The organism is Curtobacterium sp. L3-7, from assembly GCF_048756585.1.
GTDB lineage: Bacteria > Actinomycetota > Actinomycetes > Actinomycetales > Microbacteriaceae > Curtobacterium.
The window spans coordinates 280,263-296,671 of the sequence record NZ_CP151474.1 but is presented as its reverse complement, the minus strand read 5'-3'; the positions used below and the strand labels follow the sequence as shown (position 1 = coordinate 296,671).

Genomic DNA, 16,409 nt, shown 5'->3' with positions numbered 1-16,409 from the left:
GGGGCTGAACTGATGGCGAACACAACCAAGACCGTCAAGGGCCTCCTCGGCAAGAAGCTCGGGATGACCCAGGTGTGGGACGAGAACAACAAGTTCATCCCCGTCACCGTGATCGAGGTCGGCCCGAACGTGGTCACCCAGATCCGCAACGTGGAGCGCGACGGCTACGAGGCGATCCAGATCGCCGCTGGCCAGATCGACCCCCGCAAGGTGAACAAGCCGGCCGCTGGCCACTTCGAGGCCGCCGGGGTCACCCCGCGCCGCACCCTCACCGAGATCCGCACGTCGGACGCGAGCGAGTACACGCTGGGCCAGGAGCTCACCGTCGACGCCACGTTCGAAGCCGGCGCGAAGGTCGACGTCGTCGGCACGAGCAAGGGCAAGGGCTTCGCGGGTGTCATGAAGCGCCACGGCTTCGCCGGCGTCTCCGCATCGCACGGTGCCCACCGCAACCACCGCAAGCCCGGCTCGATCGGTGCTTCCTCGACCCCGTCGCGTGTCTTCAAGGGCATGCGCATGGCCGGTCGCATGGGTGGAGAGCGCGTGACCGTCCTCAACCTCACGGTGCACGCCGTCGACGCCGAGAAGGGTCTGCTGCTCGTCAAGGGCGCCGTCCCCGGTGCTCGCGGTCGCTCCGTCTTCGTCCGCACCGCCGTGAAGGGTAAGTGATCATGGCCACCACGACTGCAACCACGATCGACGTCCTCGACGTCTCTGGCGTCAAGTCCGGCTCCGTCGAGCTCCCCGCCGAGCTCTTCGACGTCGAGACCAACGTCCCGCTGATCCACCAGGTCGTCACCGCGCAGCGCGCCGCGTCGCGTCAGGGCACCCACAAGACCAAGAACCGCGGCGAGGTCCGCGGTGCTGGTCGCAAGCCGTTCAAGCAGAAGGGCACCGGCCGCGCCCGTCAGGGTTCGGTGCGTGCTCCCGAGCACACCGGCGGTGGCGTCGTCCACGGACCGACCCCGCGCGACTACTCGCAGCGCACCCCGAAGAAGATGATCGCCGCTGCGCTGCTCGGCTCGCTCTCGGACCGTGCCCGCGGTGGCCGTATCTCCGCTGTGGAGGGCTTCGTCGCGGCCGAGGTGCCGTCGACCAAGACCGCCCGCACGCTCCTCGAGAAGGTCGCGCCCGTCAAGAACGTGCTCGTCGTGCTCGAGTCGGACGACGAGCTCACGCTCAAGTCGATCCGCAACCTGCCGAACGTCCACGCGCTCTCGTACGGCCAGCTGAACGCATACGACGTCCTCGTCTCGGACGCCATCGTCTTCAGCAAGAGCGCCCTCGACGCCTTCATCGCGTCGAAGACCGCGAAGGAGATCTCCGCATGAGCGGCTTCAACAAGGACCCGCGCGACATCATCATCGCGCCCGTCGTGTCGGAGAAGAGCTACGGCCTCATCGACCAGGGCAAGTACACGTTCCTCGTGGACCCCCGCGCGAACAAGACCGAGATCAAGCTCGCCATCGAGAAGATCTTCGACGTCAAGGTCGCCGGCATCAACACGCTGAACCGTCCTGGCAAGACCCGTCGCACGCGTTTCGGCATCGGCAAGCGCAAGGACACCAAGCGCGCCATCGTGACGCTCAAGTCCGGTTCGATCGACATCTTCACGGCTGTCGGCTGAGGACCAGAGGGAAAACATCATGGCTATTCGTAACTACAAGCCGACGACCCCGGGTCGTCGCGGCTCGTCGGTCGCCGACTTCGCCGAGATCACCCGTTCGACGCCGGAGAAGTCCCTGCTTCGTCCGCTGCCGAAGACCGGTGGCCGGAACAGCTCGGGCCGCATCACGACCCGTCACATCGGTGGTGGCCACAAGCGCCAGTACCGCGTGATCGACTTCCGTCGTCACGACAAGGACGGCGTCGACGCCAAGGTCGCGCACATCGAGTACGACCCGAACCGCACGGCGCGCATCGCGCTCCTGCACTTCGTGGACGGCACCAAGCGCTACATCCTCGCGCCGAACAAGCTCAAGCAGGGCGACGTCGTCGAGCAGGGCCCCGGCGCCGACATCAAGCCCGGCAACAACCTGCCGCTGCGCAACATCCCCGTGGGTACGGTCATCCACGCGATCGAGCTCCGCCCGGGTGGCGGCGCCAAGCTCGCGCGTTCGGCCGGCGCCTCGGTGCGTCTCGTCGCCAAGGACGGCCCCTATGCGCAGCTCCGTCTGCCGTCGGGCGAGGTCCGCAACGTCGACGCCCGTTGCCGCGCCACCATCGGCGAGGTCGGCAACGCCGAGCAGTCGAACATCAACTGGGGCAAGGCCGGCCGCATGCGCTGGAAGGGCGTCCGCCCGACCGTGCGTGGTGTCGCGATGAACCCGATCGACCACCCGCACGGTGGTGGTGAGGGCAAGACGTCCGGTGGTCGTCACCCGGTCAGCCCCTGGGGCCAGGCCGAGGGTCGCACGCGCAAGCCGAACAAGCCGAGCGACAAGCTCATCGTCCGTCGCCGTAACGCCGGCAAGAAGCGCAAGTAGGAGTTCAGAAGATGCCACGCAGTCTGAAGAAGGGCCCCTTCGTCGACGAGCACCTGCTTCGCAAGGTCGTCACGCAGAACGAGGCCAACACGAAGAACGTGATCCGGACGTGGTCGCGCCGCTCGATGATCGTCCCGAACATGCTCGGGCACACCATCGCGGTGCACGACGGACGCAAGCACATCCCGGTGTTCGTCACCGAATCGATGGTCGGTCACAAGCTCGGCGAGTTCGCGCCGACCCGTACCTTCCGCGGTCACGTGAAGGACGACAAGAAGGGCCGTCGCCGCTAAGGCGGCGACGCAGAGGAGGAACGAAATGGTGGAGTCGATCGCACGCGTGCGACACATCCGCGTCACGCCTCAGAAGGCCCGTCGCGTCATCGAGCTGATCCGCGGCAAGCAGGCCCACGAGGCGCTCGCCATCCTGAAGTTCGCCCCCCAGGGCGCTTCGGAGCCCGTGTACAAGCTGGTCGCCTCGGCGATCGCGAACGCACGTGTCAAGGCGGACTCGACGAACAGCTTCCTCGACGAGCGCGACCTCTACGTGAGCCGCGTCTTCGTCGACGAAGGCACGACCCTCAAGCGGTTCCAGCCGCGTGCTCAGGGCCGGGCCTTCCGGATCAACAAGCGCACCAGCCACATCACGGTGGTCCTCGCGACCCCTGACGAGGCCGAGGCTGCTGCCGCGACGAGCAAGAAGGCGAGCAAGTAATGGGCCAGAAGGTCAACCCGTACGGCTTCCGCCTCGGGATCACGACGGACCACGTCTCGCACTGGTTCACCGACAGCACGAAGCCGGGTCAGCGCTACGCCGACTACGTCGCCGAGGACATCAAGGTGCGTCAGTACCTGAAGAAGACCCTCGACCGTGCCGGCGTCGCCCGCATCGAGCTCGAGCGCACCCGTGACCGTGTCCGCGTGGACATCCACACGGCGCGTCCTGGCATCGTCATCGGTCGCCGCGGCGCCGAGGCGGAGCGCATCCGTGGCGAGCTCGAGAAGCTCACCAAGAAGCAGATCCAGCTCAACATCCTCGAAGTCAAGAACCCCGAGACCGAGGCCCAGCTCGTCGCGCAGGGCATCGCGGAGCAGCTCTCCGCTCGTGTCGCGTTCCGTCGCGCCATGCGCAAGGGCCTCCAGGGTGCACAGCGCGCCGGTGCCAAGGGTGTCCGCATCCAGGTCGCCGGCCGTCTCGGCGGCGCCGAGATGTCGCGCTCGGAGTTCTACCGCGAGGGCCGCGTGCCCCTGCACACGCTCCGCGCCAACATCGACTACGGCTTCTACGAGGCCCGGACGACGTTCGGTCGCATCGGCGTGAAGGTGTGGATCTACAAGGGCGACATCACGAACAAGGAGCTCGCTCGCGAGCAGGCGAACCAGCGTTCGTCGCGCCCCGAGCGTCGTGGAGGCCCGCGTGGCGACCGCAACGACCGCGGTGACCGTCGTGGCGGCGACCGCGGCGACCGTGGCGGCCGCGAGCAGCAGGCCCCGCAGGACGCGCCGGCCGGCGCAGGAGTTGAGGCGTAACCATGCTTATCCCCCGTCGAGTCAAGCACCGCAAGCAGCACCACCCGAAGCGTTCGGGTCAGGCGACCGGTGGCACCAAGGTCTCCTTCGGTGACTACGGCATCCAGGCCCTGACCCCCGCCTACGTGACCAACCGTCAGATCGAGTCCGCTCGTATCGCCATGACGCGTCACATCAAGCGTGGCGGCAAGGTGTGGATCAACATCTACCCGGACCGTCCGCTCACGAAGAAGCCTGCCGAGACCCGCATGGGTTCCGGTAAGGGTTCCCCCGAGTGGTGGATCGCGAACGTCAAGCCGGGCCGCGTGCTCTTCGAGCTCTCCGGCGTCAGCGAGGACATCGCCCGCGAGGCGTTGACCCGTGCAATTCACAAGCTGCCCCTCAAGGCACGCATCATCAAGCGCGAGGAGGGCGACGCATAATGGCGATCGGTTCCAAGGAGCTCCGTCCGACGGAGCTCGACACGTTCGAGAACGAGCGTCTTGCTGACGAGCTGAAGAAGGCCAAGGAGGAGCTCTTCAACCTCCGCTTCCAGTCGGCCACCGGCCAGCTGGAGAGCCACGGTCGTCTTCGTGCCGTCAAGCGCGACATCGCCCGGATCTACACCGTCCTCCGCGAGCGCGAGCTCGGCATCCGTGCCACCCCCGCGCCCGTCGAGACCGCAACCAAGGCCAAGAAGTCGACGAAGAAGGCTGACAAGCCGGTCGAGTCGACCGAGGCCGAGACCGCCGAGGAGAACTGATGGCGAACGAAGAGAAGGACTCCGCCGCCCTCACCCGCGGCTACCGCAAGACGCGCCGCGGTTACGTGACCAGCGACAAGATGGACAAGACCATCGTCGTCGAGGTCGAAGACCGCGTGAAGCACGCCCTCTACGGCAAGGTCATCCGCCGCACCTCCAAGGTGAAGGCACACGACGAGGCCGGTTCGGCCGGTGTCGGCGACCTCGTCGTGATCAGCGAGACCCGTCCCCTCAGCGCCTCCAAGCGCTGGCGCCTGGTCGAGATCCTCGAGAAGGCCAAGTAGGCCTCGCGGCCCGCTTGCGGAAATAGGAGACAGCAGTGATTCAGCAGGAATCCCGCCTGAAGGTCGCCGACAACACGGGTGCCAAGGAGATCTTGACCATCCGCGTGCTCGGTGGCTCGGGTCGTCGCTACGCCGGTCTCGGTGACGTGATCGTCGCCACGGTGAAGGACGCCATCCCCGGCGGCAACGTGAAGAAGGGTGACGTCGTCAAGGCGGTCATCGTTCGCACCAAGAAGGAGACCCGTCGCAACGACGGCTCCTACATCAAGTTCGACGAGAACGCGGCAGTGATCCTCAAGGCTGACGGCGACCCGCGCGGCACGCGCATCTTCGGTCCGGTCGGTCGCGAGCTTCGTGACAAGAAGTTCATGAAGATCATCTCGCTCGCGCCGGAGGTGCTGTAAGCCATGGCGAACATCAAGAAGGGTGACCTGGTCCAGGTCATCACGGGCGCGACGCAGGAGCGTGGCGGCGACCGTGGCAAGCAGGGCAAGGTCATCGAGGTCCTCACGGACAAGAACCGCGTCGTCGTCGAGGGCGTGAACTTCGTCACGAAGCACGTCCGCGTCGGCCAGACGCAGCGTGGTTCGAAGACCGGCGGCATCGAGCAGCACGAGGCCCCGATCCACGTGTCGAACGTCGCGATCGTCGACCCCAAGACGAAGAAGCCGACCCGCGTCGGCTTCCGCACCGAAGAGGTGGAGAAGGACGGTGTCAAGAAGACCGTCCGAGTCCGCTACGCCAAGAAGTCTGGTGAGAAGCTCTGATGACTGACACGACTGCCGCGACGGCTGACAAGGTCCAGCCGCGCCTGAAGCAGAAGTACAAGAACGAGATCAAGGCGGCGCTGACCGAGCAGTTCGGCTACGCGAACGTCCACCAGGTCCCCGGCCTGGTCAAGGTCGTCGTGAACACCGGTGTCGGCGAGGCAGCTCGCGACTCGAAGATCATCGAGGGGGCCATCAAGGACCTCACGGCGATCACCGGTCAGAAGCCGCAGGTCACGATGGCCCGCAAGTCCATCGCGCAGTTCAAGCTGCGCGAGGGCCAGGCCATCGGCGCGCACGTCACCCTCCGTGGCGACCGCGCGTGGGAGTTCCTGGACCGCCTGCTCTCGCTGGCGCTGCCCCGTATCCGCGACTTCCGTGGTCTCAGCGACCGCCAGTTCGACGGCAACGGCAACTACACCTTCGGTCTCACGGAGCAGAGCATGTTCCACGAGATCGACCAGGACCGCATCGACCGTGTCCGCGGCTTCGACATCACCGTCGTGACCACCGCGAAGACGGACGACGAGGGACGCGCGCTGCTCAAGCAGCTCGGCTTCCCGTTCCGCTCTGCCGAGCAGACGGTCTAAACTACTTCGGGCGCTGCGGGCCGAAGGACTCTCGAGTCCTCCGGCCCGCACGCACGAACACAGACTCCGGGGAATCGCCCTGGAGTCACTCGATCGCTCAGGTCGGCATTCGTGGAACGGGTGTCGAAACCAGGCGAGAAACGGAATCACATCATGACGATGACCGATCCGGTCGCAGACATGCTGACCAGATTGCGGAACGCGAACTCGGCGCACCACGACGCCGTCTCGCTTCCGAGCAGCAAGCTCAAGACCACCATCGCTGACATCCTCAAGCGCGAGGGCTACATCACCGAGTGGAAGGTCGAGGACGCCCGCGTGGGCAAGACCCTCACCATCGAGCTCAAGTACGGCCCCGAGCGCGAGCGTTCGATCGCCGGCATCAAGCGCGTGTCGAAGCCCGGTCTCCGGGTCTACGCGAAGTCGACGGAGATCCCCCAGGTCCTCGGTGGCCTCGGCGTGGCGATCCTGTCCACCTCGTCGGGTCTCCTGACCGACCGCGAAGCCGAGCAGAAGGGCGTGGGTGGGGAAGTCCTCGCCTACGTTTGGTGATCGAACATGTCACGAATCGGACGTCTTCCCATTGACATCCCCGCTGGCGTGACCGTCTCCATCGACGGTCAGAACGTCGCGGTCAAGGGCCCGAAGGGCGAGCTCGCGCTCGTCGTCGCGGAGCCCATCCAGGCGAACGTCGAGGAGAACCAGGTCCTCGTCACCCGCCCGGACGACGAGCGTGAGTCCCGGTCGCTCCACGGCCTGACCCGCACGCTCATCGCGAACCAGATCATCGGCGTCACCCAGGGCTACTCCAAGGGCCTCGAGGTCGTCGGCACCGGGTACCGCGTCCAGGCGAAGGGCTCGAACCTCGAGTTCGCGCTCGGCTACTCCCACTCGATCACGGTCGAGCCGCCGGCGGGCATCAGCTTCGCCGTCGAGGGCAACAACAAGGTCACCGTCAACGGCATCGACAAGCAGGCCGTCGGCGAGGTCGCTGCGAACATCCGCAAGCTGCGGAAGCCCGAGCCCTACAAGGGCAAGGGTGTCCGTTACGCGGGCGAGAACGTGCGCCGCAAGGCCGGAAAGTCAGGTAAGTGATCATGGCTATCGGAACTCGTACCCGAGGCAAGAGCAAGGCGGCTGCCAAGGCCCGTCGCCACAACCGCCTCCGCAAGAAGATCACCGGCACCGAGGCACGTCCGCGTCTCGCCGTCACCCGCTCGGCACGTCACGTGTTCGTGCAGGTCATCGACGACTCCAAGGGTCACACCCTTGCCAGCGCGTCGACGATGGAGGCCGACCTCCGCTCGTTCGACGGCGACAAGACCGCCAAGGCGCGTCGCGTCGGCGAGCTCCTCGCCGAGCGTGCGAAGACCGCCGGTGTCGAAGCCGTCGTGTTCGACCGCGGTGGTAGCAAGTACGCCGGTCGCGTCGCCGCGATCGCCGATGGTGCCCGTGAAGGAGGGCTGAACCTGTGAGCGACATCGCGAACAACAGCAACGCCGAGGAGACCCCGGCCGTCGAGGAGACGACCGAGGCCACCAGCGCCGAGGAGACCAAGTCCACCGACGCCAAGGCGGAGGCTGCTGCCCCCGTCGCCGAGCGTCCGGTCGAGACCGCTGCCGGCTCCGCGTCCAACAACCGCGACTCGGCCGACAACCGTGGCCGTCGTGGTGGCGGACGTGACCGTCAGCAGGGCCGCGACCGCAACAACCGCGGTGGCGACAGCCAGTTCCTCGAGCGCGTGGTGACCATCAACCGCGTCTCGAAGGTCGTCAAGGGTGGTCGTCGCTTCAGCTTCACGGCGCTCGTCGTCGTGGGTGACGGCAACGGCCTCGTGGGCGTCGGCTACGGCAAGGCCAAGGAGGTCCCCACGGCGATCTCCAAGGGCGTCGAAGAGGCGAAGAAGAACTTCTTCCGCGTCCCGCGCGTCGGCAACACGATCCCGCACCCGGTGCAGGGTGAGGCCGCCGCTGGCGTCGTCCTCCTGCGCCCGGCGGCTGCCGGTACCGGTGTCATCGCCGGTGGTCCGGTCCGCGCCGTGCTCGAGTGCGCCGGCATCCACGACGTCCTGAGCAAGTCGCTCGGTTCGTCGAACACCATCAACATCGTGCACGCCACGGTCGAGGCCCTCAAGCAGCTCGAGGAACCCCGCGCCGTCGCCGCACGTCGTGGCCTCGACGTGGACCACGTCGTGCCGGCTCGCCTCCTGAAGGCCGAGGCGGCAGCACGTGCCGCAGCGACCGAGAAGGCAGGTGCCTGATGGCCATGCTGAAGATCACGCAGACGAAGTCCGTCATCAGCGAGAAGCAGTACCAGCGCGACACGCTCCGCAGCCTGGGTCTCAAGCGCATCGGCCGTACGGTCCTGCGCGAGGACAACTCCCAGAACCGCGGGTACATCGCGACGGTGGCGCACCTCGTGAAGGTCGAGGAGGTCGACGCATGAGCGACGAGAAGAACGAGCGCGTCCAGATCCTGAAGGTGCACCACCTTCGTCCGGCCGCTGGCTCGAAGAAGGACCGCACCCGTGTCGGTCGCGGTGAGGGCTCGAAGGGCAAGACCGCGGGCCGCGGTACCAAGGGTACGAAGGCCCGTTACCAGGTCCGCGTCGGCTTCGAGGGTGGGCAGATGCCGCTGCACATGCGCACCCCGAAGCTCCGCGGGTTCAAGAACCCGTTCCGCGTCGAGTACCAGGTCGTGAACCTGGACAAGCTCGCGGAGCTCTACCCGAACGGTGGCGACGTCACCGTTGCGGACCTGGTCGCCAAGGGCGCCGTCCGCAAGAACGAGAAGGTCAAGGTTCTCGGTCAGGGTGACATCAGCGTGAAGCTCACCGTCACGGTCGACAAGGTCTCGGGCTCCGCCCAGGACAAGATCGTGGCTGCGGGCGGCACCGTCTCCCAGTAGTCCCGTCGGCGGCCCGTGCGTTTGCGCACGGGCCGCCGTTACGGTTTCCTTGATGACAGACCCGGAGCTGGTCGGCCACGTGCCGACGGTCCCGGGTCGCGCGGTCGGCGTCCCGGCCACGGGCGGCCTCGCCCGGCTCGATCGGCAAGACCGGTCCCAGTAGTTCGGAGAGTTCTCGTGTTCAGAGCGGTCGCGCGCATCATGCGCACCCCCGATCTTCGCAAGAAGATCGGCTTCACCCTGGCGATCATCGCGCTGTTCCGGCTCGGGTCGTACATCCCCGCCCCGTACGTGGACTACGCCGCCGTCCAGACCTGCCTCGCGAGCGCATCGTCCTCCGGCGGTCTCTACGACCTGATCAACCTGTTCTCCGGTGGCGCGCTGCTGAAGCTCTCGGTCTTCGCGCTCGGCATCATGCCGTACATCACGTCGTCGATCATCGTGCAGCTCCTGCGCGTCGTGATCCCGCACTTCGACGCCCTCTACAAGGAGGGCCAGACCGGCCAGGCGAAGCTGACGCAGTACACGCGCTACCTCACGATCGCGCTCGGTGTGCTGCAGTCCACCACGCTGATCACGGTGGCCCGTTCCGGCCAGCTCTTCGGCACGAACGCCAGCGCCTCCTGCTCGTCGATCATCTCGAACGACAGCTGGTACGCGATCATGCTCATGGTCGTCACGCTGACCGCCGGGACCGGCCTCATCATGTGGATGGGCGAGCTCGTCACCGAGCGCGGCATCGGCAACGGCATGTCGCTCCTCATCTTCACGTCCATCGCAGCGCAGTTCCCGTCGGCGCTCTGGGCGATCGAGCAGTCGCAGTCCTTCGAGCTCTTCCTGTTCGTGATCCTCGTCGGCCTGGTGATCATGATGGCCGTCGTGTTCGTCGAGCAGTCACAGCGGCGCATCCCCGTGCAGTACGCGAAGCGCATGGTCGGCCGCCGGACCTACGGCGGCAACAACACGTACATCCCGATCAAGGTGAACATGGCCGGCGTCGTGCCCGTCATCTTCGCCTCGTCGCTGCTCTACCTGCCGGCCCTCATCGCGCAGTTCAACCAGCCCTCCGACGGCTCGGAGCCGGCCGCGTGGGTGACCTGGATCCAGAACAACCTGACCTCGGGTGACAACTGGTTCTACATGGTCCTGTACTTCCTGCTCATCGTCGGGTTCACCTACTTCTACGTCGCGATCACCTTCAACCCCGAAGAGGTCGCCGACAACATGAAGAAGTACGGCGGGTTCATCCCCGGCATCCGTGCCGGTCGTCCCACCGCCGAGTACCTCGACTACGTCCTGACCCGGGTGACGTTGCCCGGCTCGCTCTACCTCGGTCTCATCGCGCTCATCCCGCTGGCAGCACTGGCGCTGTTCGGCGCGAACCAGAACTTCCCGTTCGGTGGCGCGAGCATCCTCATCATCGTGGGTGTCGGTCTCGAGACCGTGAAGCAGATCGACTCGCAGCTGCAGCAACGTCACTACGAAGGGCTTCTCCGTTGAGCGCACGTCTCATCATCGTCGGACCTCCCGGAGCGGGAAAGGGAACCCAGGCCGGCCGCATCGCCGAGTCCTTCGGGATCCCCGCCGTCTCCACCGGTGACATCTTCCGGAAGAACGTCTCGGAAGGCACGCCGCTCGGGGTCCAGGCGAAGGCGATCATGGACGCGGGTGACTACGTCCCGGACTCGCTGACGAACGAGCTCGTGAAGTCCCGCCTCGGCGAGTCCGACGCCGAGAGCGGCTTCCTGCTCGACGGCTACCCCCGCACCGTCGGGCAGGTCGAGTACCTCGACGCGCTGCTCTCCGAGCAGGGCACCGGCCTCGACGCCGTCGTGCAGCTCGTCGCCGACCAGGACGAGCTCGTCGGGCGCCTCCTGAAGCGTGCCGAGGACCAGGGCCGCAGCGACGACAACGAGGAGACGATCCGTCGTCGCCAGCAGGTCTACGTCGAGCAGACCGCCCCGATCGTCGCGGCGTACCAGCAGCGCGGTCTCGTGGTCGAGGTCGACGGCCTCGGCGCCATCGACGAGGTCGGCGACCGCATCCAGGCAGCGCTCGCGTCGCGCGGGCTCACCGCCGGCGTCTGACCCCGGCGTGGTCCGGTTCCGCAAGCCCTCGATCTACAAGACGCCCGAGGAGCTCCGCGCCATGGTGCGCCCTGGACTCCTCACCGAGGCGGCGCTGAACGCGGTCCGTTCGGCGATCCGACCGGGCGTCACCACGGGCGAGCTCGACGCCGTCGCCGAGCGGACGATCCGTGACGGCGGCGGCATCCCGAACTTCCAGCTGGTGCCCGGGTACCGCCACACCCTGTGCGTGTCCGTGAACGACGAGATCGTGCACGGCATCCCCGGTGACCGTGTCCTGCGACCAGGCGACATCGTGTCCGTGGACGCGGGCGCCGAGGTCGACGGCTGGAACGGTGACAGCGCCTTCACCACGGTGGTGCCCGGTGGCGACGCCGGTGTGACCGCGGCGCGGCAGACGCTCTGCGACACCACCGAGCGGTCCCTCTGGCACGGCATCGCCGCGCTGGCGCACGCCAAGCACCTCAACGAGGTCGGCGACGCGGTGGAGGACGCCATCGACGAGACCGGCGCCTGGGGCATCGTCGAGGACTACACCGGTCACGGCATCGGCCGCTCCATGCACGAGGAACCCCCGGTCTTCAACTACCGCGTCCGTGGCGCAGGCCCCGCCGTCCGGCCAGGCCTGGTGGTCGCGATCGAGCCGATGGTCACCGCCGGCACGATCGACAGCACGACGGACGACGACGAGTGGACGGTCAGGACCCTGGACGGCGCCGATGCGGCGCACTGGGAGCACAGCGTCGCGGTCCATGCGGACGGCCTCTGGGTCCTCACGGCCAGCGACGGCGGGGCGGCTGCCCTGGCCCCGCTGGGAGTGACACCGGTCCCGATCCCGTAAGCCGAGCCTCCAGGCCCTGGAGGATCGGCTCGGCCCCGCCCCGTCGGCCTCAGTTGCCGACGGAGCAGGTCTCCTCCGCCGCGCTCTGTCCGGTGATCGACGACGGCAACGGCGTCGACGACGGACTCGCTGCGCTCGTACTGGTGCTCGTGCCGGTCGGTTCGCTCGACGGCGTCGCAGCCGACGACGGGGCGGCGCTGGAGGATCCGCTCTGGTCCTCTGATGCACGACCGGTCGACGAGTCGCTCAGCGTCGTCTTCTCGTCGGTCTGCAGCGCGACGTTGAGCGTGTGGGCGGTCGTCTGGTCCACGATGACGCGTGCGCTGTCGTCGGGGTCGTCGGCGACGGGGTACTGGACGAACAGCATGCTCGACGTGCTCATCCCGCGGAGCATGCTCGCGAGGCCGACCAGCGTCTTCGGCTGGTTGAGCCCGTCGGACAGGACCATGTTGTTCAGGGCCGCGCCGGCGAGCTTGTAGAGCGTGATGGGGTTCGAGAGGGTGCCGTCCGAGGTGACCTTGCGGAGCAGTGCCGAGAGGAACACCTGCTGCGAGCTGATGCGGGCGAGGTCGCTGCCGTCGCCGACGCCGTGTCGGGTCCGCAGGAAGGCGAGCGCGTCGGAGCCCTCGAGCGAGTGCGACCCCGCGGTGAGGTGCAGTCCCGTGTAGGTGTCGTCGATGTCCTTCGCGACGCAGACGTCGACGCCGCCGAGCGCGTTCGACATCTCGATCACGCCGTCGAAGGTGATGAGGCCCGCGTACGGGATGCTCAGTCCCGTGAGGTTCTCGACGGTGTCCACCACGCAGGAGACGCCGCCGTTGCCGAGTGCGGTGTTGAACTGCGCCGAGGTCGCTGCTGGGTAGCTCGTGCCCGTCTCCGGGTTGGTGCACGCGGGGATCGGCACCATCAGGTCGCGGGGGAAGCTCACCGCGGTCAGCTGGGTGTGGTCCTGCGACACGTGGATGAGCATCGTCACGTCGTTGCGTGCGCCCTCGACGTCCTCGTTCGCGTCGAACTGCCCGACGCGGGTGTCGCTGCCGATGAGCAGGATGTTCGCGCCGCCCTTGATGGCCGTGATGTCGGCGGTCTTCGCGGCGCTCTGGTCGTCGGTGCTCAGCTTCACGGAGGTCGGCGCACCGGCGAGCTGCGCGCCGGCGATGGCCGCGACGCTCGTCCCGCTGACGAGCACCACCGCGAGGGTGGAGGCGACGATCGACAGGAGGGTCGTCCAGGCTCGTCGTCGCGGGAGTCGTCCGTGACGAGCGAAGGGCCGAGAGGCGTCGGGCACGTGGTCTCCGTTCGGGTGGCTGCATCGTCACCGTAGGGCTGGACCCATGTCCATCCCCTCGAACGCGCCGTGGAACCACTGTGGAACGCTGGCCCGTCCCTCAGGAACACCCCAGCTCTGGGGGCGCGCCGGCTGCACTTGGCAATCGCACCACTTTCCCATAAGATCGATCTTTGGTGTGTCATGCCCTCTCGGCGTGGCGACCGACCCGCAGACCGGCTCGGGGATCACACCGGTAATCCAACCAAGCGACAGTGAGGCTATGGCCAAGAAAGACGGCGTCATCGAGATCGAAGGCTCGGTGCTCGAAGCTCTGCCCAACGCGATGTTCCGCGTTGAGCTGACCAATGGGCACAAGGTCCTCGCGCACATCTCCGGGAAGATGCGCCAGCACTACATCCGCATCCTCCCCGAGGACCGCGTGATCGTGGAGCTGAGCCCGTACGACCTGACCCGCGGCCGGATCGTCTACCGCTACAAGTGATCCGCGAGCTGGAAAGGAACGACTCGGCAACCCTGCCGGGCACGAAGCCAGCGAGCACGAGGAAACAGCAATGAAGGTCAACCCCAGCGTCAAGCCCATCTGCGAGCACTGCCGTGTGATTCGCCGCAAGGGCCGCGTCATGGTGATCTGCAAGAGCAACCCGCGTCACAAGCAGCGCCAGGGCTAGTCCCCGGAACTGCCTGACCGGACGCCGACAGGCGGCCTGCGCAGGATCCACAACTGAACACCGCAAACGCAGTACCAGAACCCTGGTCCGGCTCCGGCCGCGCACAGGGGGACACCTCGGGTCGGAGGCCCGAGCACCGGCACTGCGCCACACCTCCATCGACAACAGGAGCAGCCAGCACATGGCACGTCTAGCAGGCGTCGACATCCCGCGCGAGAAGCGCGTGGAGATCGCACTCACGTACATCTACGGCGTCGGCCGCACTCGCGCGGTCAAGACGCTCGCGGACACCGGTATCTCCGGTGACATCCGCGTCAAGGACCTCACCGACGACCAGCTCGTCGCCCTCCGCGACTACATCGAGGGCAACTTCAAGGTGGAGGGTGACCTCCGCCGCGAGGTGGCCGCCGACATCCGCCGCAAGGTCGAGATCGGTAGCTACGAGGGTCTTCGCCACCGTCGTGGTCTCCCGGTGCGCGGTCAGCGCACCAAGACCAACGCTCGTACCCGCAAGGGCCCGAAGCGCACCGTGGCAGGCAAGAAGAAGGCTCGATAGGAGACCCCGATGGCTACCCCCAAGACTGCCGCGCGCAAGCCGCGCCGCAAGGAGAAGAAGAACGTCGCAGTGGGCCAGGCTCACATCAAGAGCACGTTCAACAACACGATCGTCAGCATCACCGACCCGTCGGGTGCCGTCCTCAGCTGGGCGTCCTCCGGAGCCGTCGGCTTCAAGGGTTCGCGCAAGTCGACGCCGTTCGCGGCGCAGCTCGCCGCCGAGTCCGCTGCGCGTCAGGCGCAGGAGCACGGCGTCAAGAAGGTCGACGTCTTCGTGAAGGGTCCGGGTTCGGGCCGCGAGACCGCGATCCGCTCCCTCCAGGCCGCCGGCCTCGAGGTCGGTTCGATCAACGACGTCACGCCGCAGGCGCACAACGGGTGCCGCCCGCCCAAGCGCCGTCGCGTCTGACGCGAGGAGCAACCGGCCGTCCCCTGCTCGGTCCCTGACGGGGAAGACCCGTCTGACGGGAACGAGCGAGGACGGCCATTCCTGGTCGTTCGATCGCGCACTCCGGTGCGCGTGATCACAACTCAACAGACCCGTCGGGGCCTCGCCGGCCCCGTCGTACCGCCAAGTGTCATATAGCGGACACTTCGCCGAAAGGAATCCCACAGTGCTCATTGCACAGCGCCCCACCCTCACCGAGGAGTCGATCTCCGAGCACCGCTCGCGCTTCGTCATCGAGCCGCTCGAGCCTGGCTTCGGCTACACCCTCGGGAACTCGCTGCGCCGCACGCTCCTCTCCTCGATCCCCGGTGCTGCGGTCACGAGCATCCGTATCGACGGCGTCCTCCACGAATTCAGCACCGTTCCCGGTGTGAAGGAAGACGTCACGGAGATCATCCTCAACATCAAGAGCCTGGTCGTCTCCAGCGAGCACGACGAGCCCATCACGGCGTACCTGCGCAAGCAGGGTGCCGGTCAGGTCACCGCTGCGGACATCTCCGCGCCGGCCGGGGTCGAGATCCACAACCCGGACCTCGTCATCGCGACCCTGAACGACACCGCGCGCTTCGAGCTCGAGCTCACCATCGAGCGTGGCCGCGGCTACGTCTCGGCGACGCAGAACCGCTCGGAGTTCAGCGAGGCCGGTCAGATCCCGATCGACTCGATCTACTCGCCCGTCCTCAAGGTCACCTACCGCGTCGAGGCGACGCGTGCCGGTGAGCGCACGGACTTCGACCGTCTGGTCGTCGACGTCGAGTCGAAGCCGGCCATCACGCCGCGCGACGCCATCGCGTCGGCCGGTCGGACGCTCGTCGAGCTCTTCGGTCTCGCCCGTGAGCTCAACACGGCGGCAGAGGGCATCGAGATCGGCCCCGCGCCGGTCGACGCAGTGCTCTCGAACGAGCTGCAGACCCCGATCGAGGACCTCGACCTGTCGGTCCGCAGCTACAACTGCCTCAAGCGGGAGGGCATCAACACGGTGTCCGAGCTCGTCGCCCTGTCGGAGACGCAGCTCATGAACATCCGCAACTTCGGTCAGAAGTCGGTGGACGAGGTCAAGGACAAGCTCACCGAGCTCGGCCTGTCCCTCAAGGACACCGTCCCCGGATTCGACGGCGCCCACTTCTACAGCGGGTACGACGAGGACGAGTCCAACAACTGACCTCGCGCTCACGCGCACGCGTGCCGCTGACGCAGCGCGCACCACTTTCACCA

General features: G+C 67.0%; 28 protein-coding genes. 27 read left to right on the top strand and 1 reads right to left on the bottom strand.

Annotated elements, in window-relative coordinates; genetic code table 11:
* Positions 1 to 12 precede the first annotated feature (12 nt).
* The 22 genes from rplC (at position 13) to map (ending at position 12,232) form a co-directional block, all read left to right on the top strand.
* The gene (gene rplC / locus AAEP80_RS01465) at positions 13 to 669 is read left to right on the top strand and encodes a 50S ribosomal protein L3 (protein WP_413600710.1); all 657 of its coding nucleotides are present in this window, start codon (positions 13 to 15) and stop codon (positions 667 to 669) included.
* Positions 670 to 671: 2 nt separating this feature from the next.
* A complete protein-coding gene (rplD, locus tag AAEP80_RS01460) occupies positions 672 to 1,331 on the top strand; it encodes a 50S ribosomal protein L4 (protein ID WP_281266011.1) in 660 nt (219 codons plus the stop codon).
* Entirely contained in the window at positions 1,328 to 1,627 is a 300-nt protein-coding gene (gene rplW / locus AAEP80_RS01455; RefSeq protein WP_111009849.1) for a 50S ribosomal protein L23, read from the top strand. The genes rplD and rplW overlap by 4 nt, the downstream gene beginning before the upstream one ends.
* Positions 1,628 to 1,646: 19 nt before the next feature.
* Complete coding sequence (gene rplB, locus AAEP80_RS01450; RefSeq protein WP_281266010.1) at positions 1,647 to 2,486, top strand: 50S ribosomal protein L2; 840 nt, start codon at positions 1,647 to 1,649, stop codon at positions 2,484 to 2,486.
* Positions 2,487 to 2,497: 11 nt separating this feature from the next.
* Positions 2,498 to 2,779, top strand: coding sequence for a 30S ribosomal protein S19 (gene rpsS / locus AAEP80_RS01445; protein ID WP_017885529.1), 282 nt, complete (start codon positions 2,498 to 2,500; stop codon positions 2,777 to 2,779).
* A 25-nt stretch (positions 2,780 to 2,804) separates the two neighbouring features.
* Positions 2,805 to 3,200 (top strand): 50S ribosomal protein L22, encoded by a 396-nt coding sequence (gene rplV / locus AAEP80_RS01440; protein WP_123654823.1) that lies wholly within the window; start codon positions 2,805 to 2,807, stop codon positions 3,198 to 3,200.
* The gene (gene rpsC, locus AAEP80_RS01435) at positions 3,200 to 4,015 is read left to right on the top strand and encodes a 30S ribosomal protein S3 (RefSeq protein ID WP_281266009.1); all 816 of its coding nucleotides are present in this window, start codon (positions 3,200 to 3,202) and stop codon (positions 4,013 to 4,015) included. Before rplV ends, rpsC begins: the two co-directional genes overlap by 1 nt.
* 2 nt (positions 4,016 to 4,017) lie before the next feature.
* Positions 4,018 to 4,437: a 50S ribosomal protein L16 gene (gene rplP, locus AAEP80_RS01430; RefSeq protein ID WP_123654821.1), complete on the top strand. Its 420-nt coding sequence runs from the start codon at positions 4,018 to 4,020 to the stop codon at positions 4,435 to 4,437.
* Positions 4,437 to 4,757, top strand: coding sequence for a 50S ribosomal protein L29 (rpmC, locus tag AAEP80_RS01425; protein WP_281266008.1), 321 nt, complete (start codon positions 4,437 to 4,439; stop codon positions 4,755 to 4,757). Before rplP ends, rpmC begins: the two co-directional genes overlap by 1 nt.
* Positions 4,757 to 5,041 (top strand): 30S ribosomal protein S17, encoded by a 285-nt coding sequence (gene rpsQ / locus AAEP80_RS01420; RefSeq protein ID WP_071276754.1) that lies wholly within the window; start codon positions 4,757 to 4,759, stop codon positions 5,039 to 5,041. Before rpmC ends, rpsQ begins: the two co-directional genes overlap by 1 nt.
* A 35-nt stretch (positions 5,042 to 5,076) precedes the next feature.
* On the top strand, positions 5,077 to 5,445 hold the full coding sequence (rplN, locus tag AAEP80_RS01415) for a 50S ribosomal protein L14 (protein ID WP_071299494.1): 369 nt from the start codon (positions 5,077 to 5,079) through the stop codon (positions 5,443 to 5,445).
* A gap of 3 nt (positions 5,446 to 5,448) precedes the next feature.
* A complete protein-coding gene (gene rplX, locus AAEP80_RS01410) occupies positions 5,449 to 5,808 on the top strand; it encodes a 50S ribosomal protein L24 (RefSeq protein ID WP_144760603.1) in 360 nt (119 codons plus the stop codon).
* Positions 5,808 to 6,398: a 50S ribosomal protein L5 gene (rplE, locus tag AAEP80_RS01405; protein ID WP_281266007.1), complete on the top strand. Its 591-nt coding sequence runs from the start codon at positions 5,808 to 5,810 to the stop codon at positions 6,396 to 6,398. The genes rplX and rplE overlap by 1 nt, the downstream gene beginning before the upstream one ends.
* A gap of 153 nt (positions 6,399 to 6,551) precedes the next feature.
* Entirely contained in the window at positions 6,552 to 6,950 is a 399-nt protein-coding gene (rpsH, locus tag AAEP80_RS01400) for a 30S ribosomal protein S8 (protein WP_281266006.1), read from the top strand.
* 6 nt (positions 6,951 to 6,956) lie between these two features.
* Positions 6,957 to 7,493 (top strand): 50S ribosomal protein L6, encoded by a 537-nt coding sequence (gene rplF / locus AAEP80_RS01395; RefSeq protein WP_281266005.1) that lies wholly within the window; start codon positions 6,957 to 6,959, stop codon positions 7,491 to 7,493.
* A gap of 2 nt (positions 7,494 to 7,495) precedes the next feature.
* Positions 7,496 to 7,873 (top strand): 50S ribosomal protein L18, encoded by a 378-nt coding sequence (gene rplR, locus AAEP80_RS01390; RefSeq protein WP_281266004.1) that lies wholly within the window; start codon positions 7,496 to 7,498, stop codon positions 7,871 to 7,873.
* Entirely contained in the window at positions 7,870 to 8,658 is a 789-nt protein-coding gene (rpsE, locus tag AAEP80_RS01385) for a 30S ribosomal protein S5 (protein WP_413600711.1), read from the top strand. Before rplR ends, rpsE begins: the two co-directional genes overlap by 4 nt.
* Positions 8,658 to 8,843 carry a 50S ribosomal protein L30 gene (gene rpmD / locus AAEP80_RS01380; protein ID WP_082517835.1) on the top strand — a complete coding sequence of 62 codons (186 nt, stop codon included), beginning with the start codon at positions 8,658 to 8,660 and terminating at the stop codon, positions 8,841 to 8,843. The genes rpsE and rpmD overlap by 1 nt, the downstream gene beginning before the upstream one ends.
* Entirely contained in the window at positions 8,840 to 9,304 is a 465-nt protein-coding gene (gene rplO, locus AAEP80_RS01375; protein WP_281266002.1) for a 50S ribosomal protein L15, read from the top strand. Before rpmD ends, rplO begins: the two co-directional genes overlap by 4 nt.
* Positions 9,305 to 9,481: 177 nt before the next feature.
* Positions 9,482 to 10,804 (top strand): preprotein translocase subunit SecY, encoded by a 1,323-nt coding sequence (gene secY / locus AAEP80_RS01370; protein WP_281266001.1) that lies wholly within the window; start codon positions 9,482 to 9,484, stop codon positions 10,802 to 10,804.
* A complete protein-coding gene (locus AAEP80_RS01365) occupies positions 10,801 to 11,391 on the top strand; it encodes an adenylate kinase (protein WP_420365675.1) in 591 nt (196 codons plus the stop codon). The genes secY and AAEP80_RS01365 overlap by 4 nt, the downstream gene beginning before the upstream one ends.
* A gap of 7 nt (positions 11,392 to 11,398) precedes the next feature.
* A complete protein-coding gene (gene map / locus AAEP80_RS01360; RefSeq protein ID WP_420365674.1) occupies positions 11,399 to 12,232 on the top strand; it encodes a type I methionyl aminopeptidase in 834 nt (277 codons plus the stop codon).
* Between the two features lie 49 nt (positions 12,233 to 12,281).
* On the opposite strand, the gene AAEP80_RS01355 is transcribed toward map, so the two are convergent.
* A complete protein-coding gene (locus tag AAEP80_RS01355) occupies positions 12,282 to 13,520 on the bottom strand; it encodes an LCP family protein (protein ID WP_413600714.1) in 1,239 nt (412 codons plus the stop codon).
* 262 nt (positions 13,521 to 13,782) lie between these two features.
* Here AAEP80_RS01355 and infA point away from each other — a divergent pair, with 262 nt between their 5' ends.
* From infA to AAEP80_RS01330, 5 genes are all read left to right on the top strand, one after another.
* Positions 13,783 to 14,004, top strand: a complete 222-nt coding sequence (gene infA / locus AAEP80_RS01350) for a translation initiation factor IF-1 (RefSeq protein ID WP_017885509.1) — start codon at positions 13,783 to 13,785, stop codon at positions 14,002 to 14,004.
* 70 nt (positions 14,005 to 14,074) lie between these two features.
* Complete coding sequence (gene rpmJ / locus AAEP80_RS01345; protein WP_022903266.1) at positions 14,075 to 14,191, top strand: 50S ribosomal protein L36; 117 nt, start codon at positions 14,075 to 14,077, stop codon at positions 14,189 to 14,191.
* A 181-nt stretch (positions 14,192 to 14,372) separates the two neighbouring features.
* Positions 14,373 to 14,747 carry a 30S ribosomal protein S13 gene (gene rpsM / locus AAEP80_RS01340; protein WP_144760579.1) on the top strand — a complete coding sequence of 125 codons (375 nt, stop codon included), beginning with the start codon at positions 14,373 to 14,375 and terminating at the stop codon, positions 14,745 to 14,747.
* Between the two features lie 9 nt (positions 14,748 to 14,756).
* Positions 14,757 to 15,155, top strand: a complete 399-nt coding sequence (gene rpsK, locus AAEP80_RS01335) for a 30S ribosomal protein S11 (RefSeq protein WP_017885507.1) — start codon at positions 14,757 to 14,759, stop codon at positions 15,153 to 15,155.
* Positions 15,156 to 15,360: 205 nt separating this feature from the next.
* Positions 15,361 to 16,356, top strand: coding sequence for a DNA-directed RNA polymerase subunit alpha (locus AAEP80_RS01330; protein ID WP_066656999.1), 996 nt, complete (start codon positions 15,361 to 15,363; stop codon positions 16,354 to 16,356).
* Positions 16,357 to 16,409 lie beyond the last annotated feature (53 nt).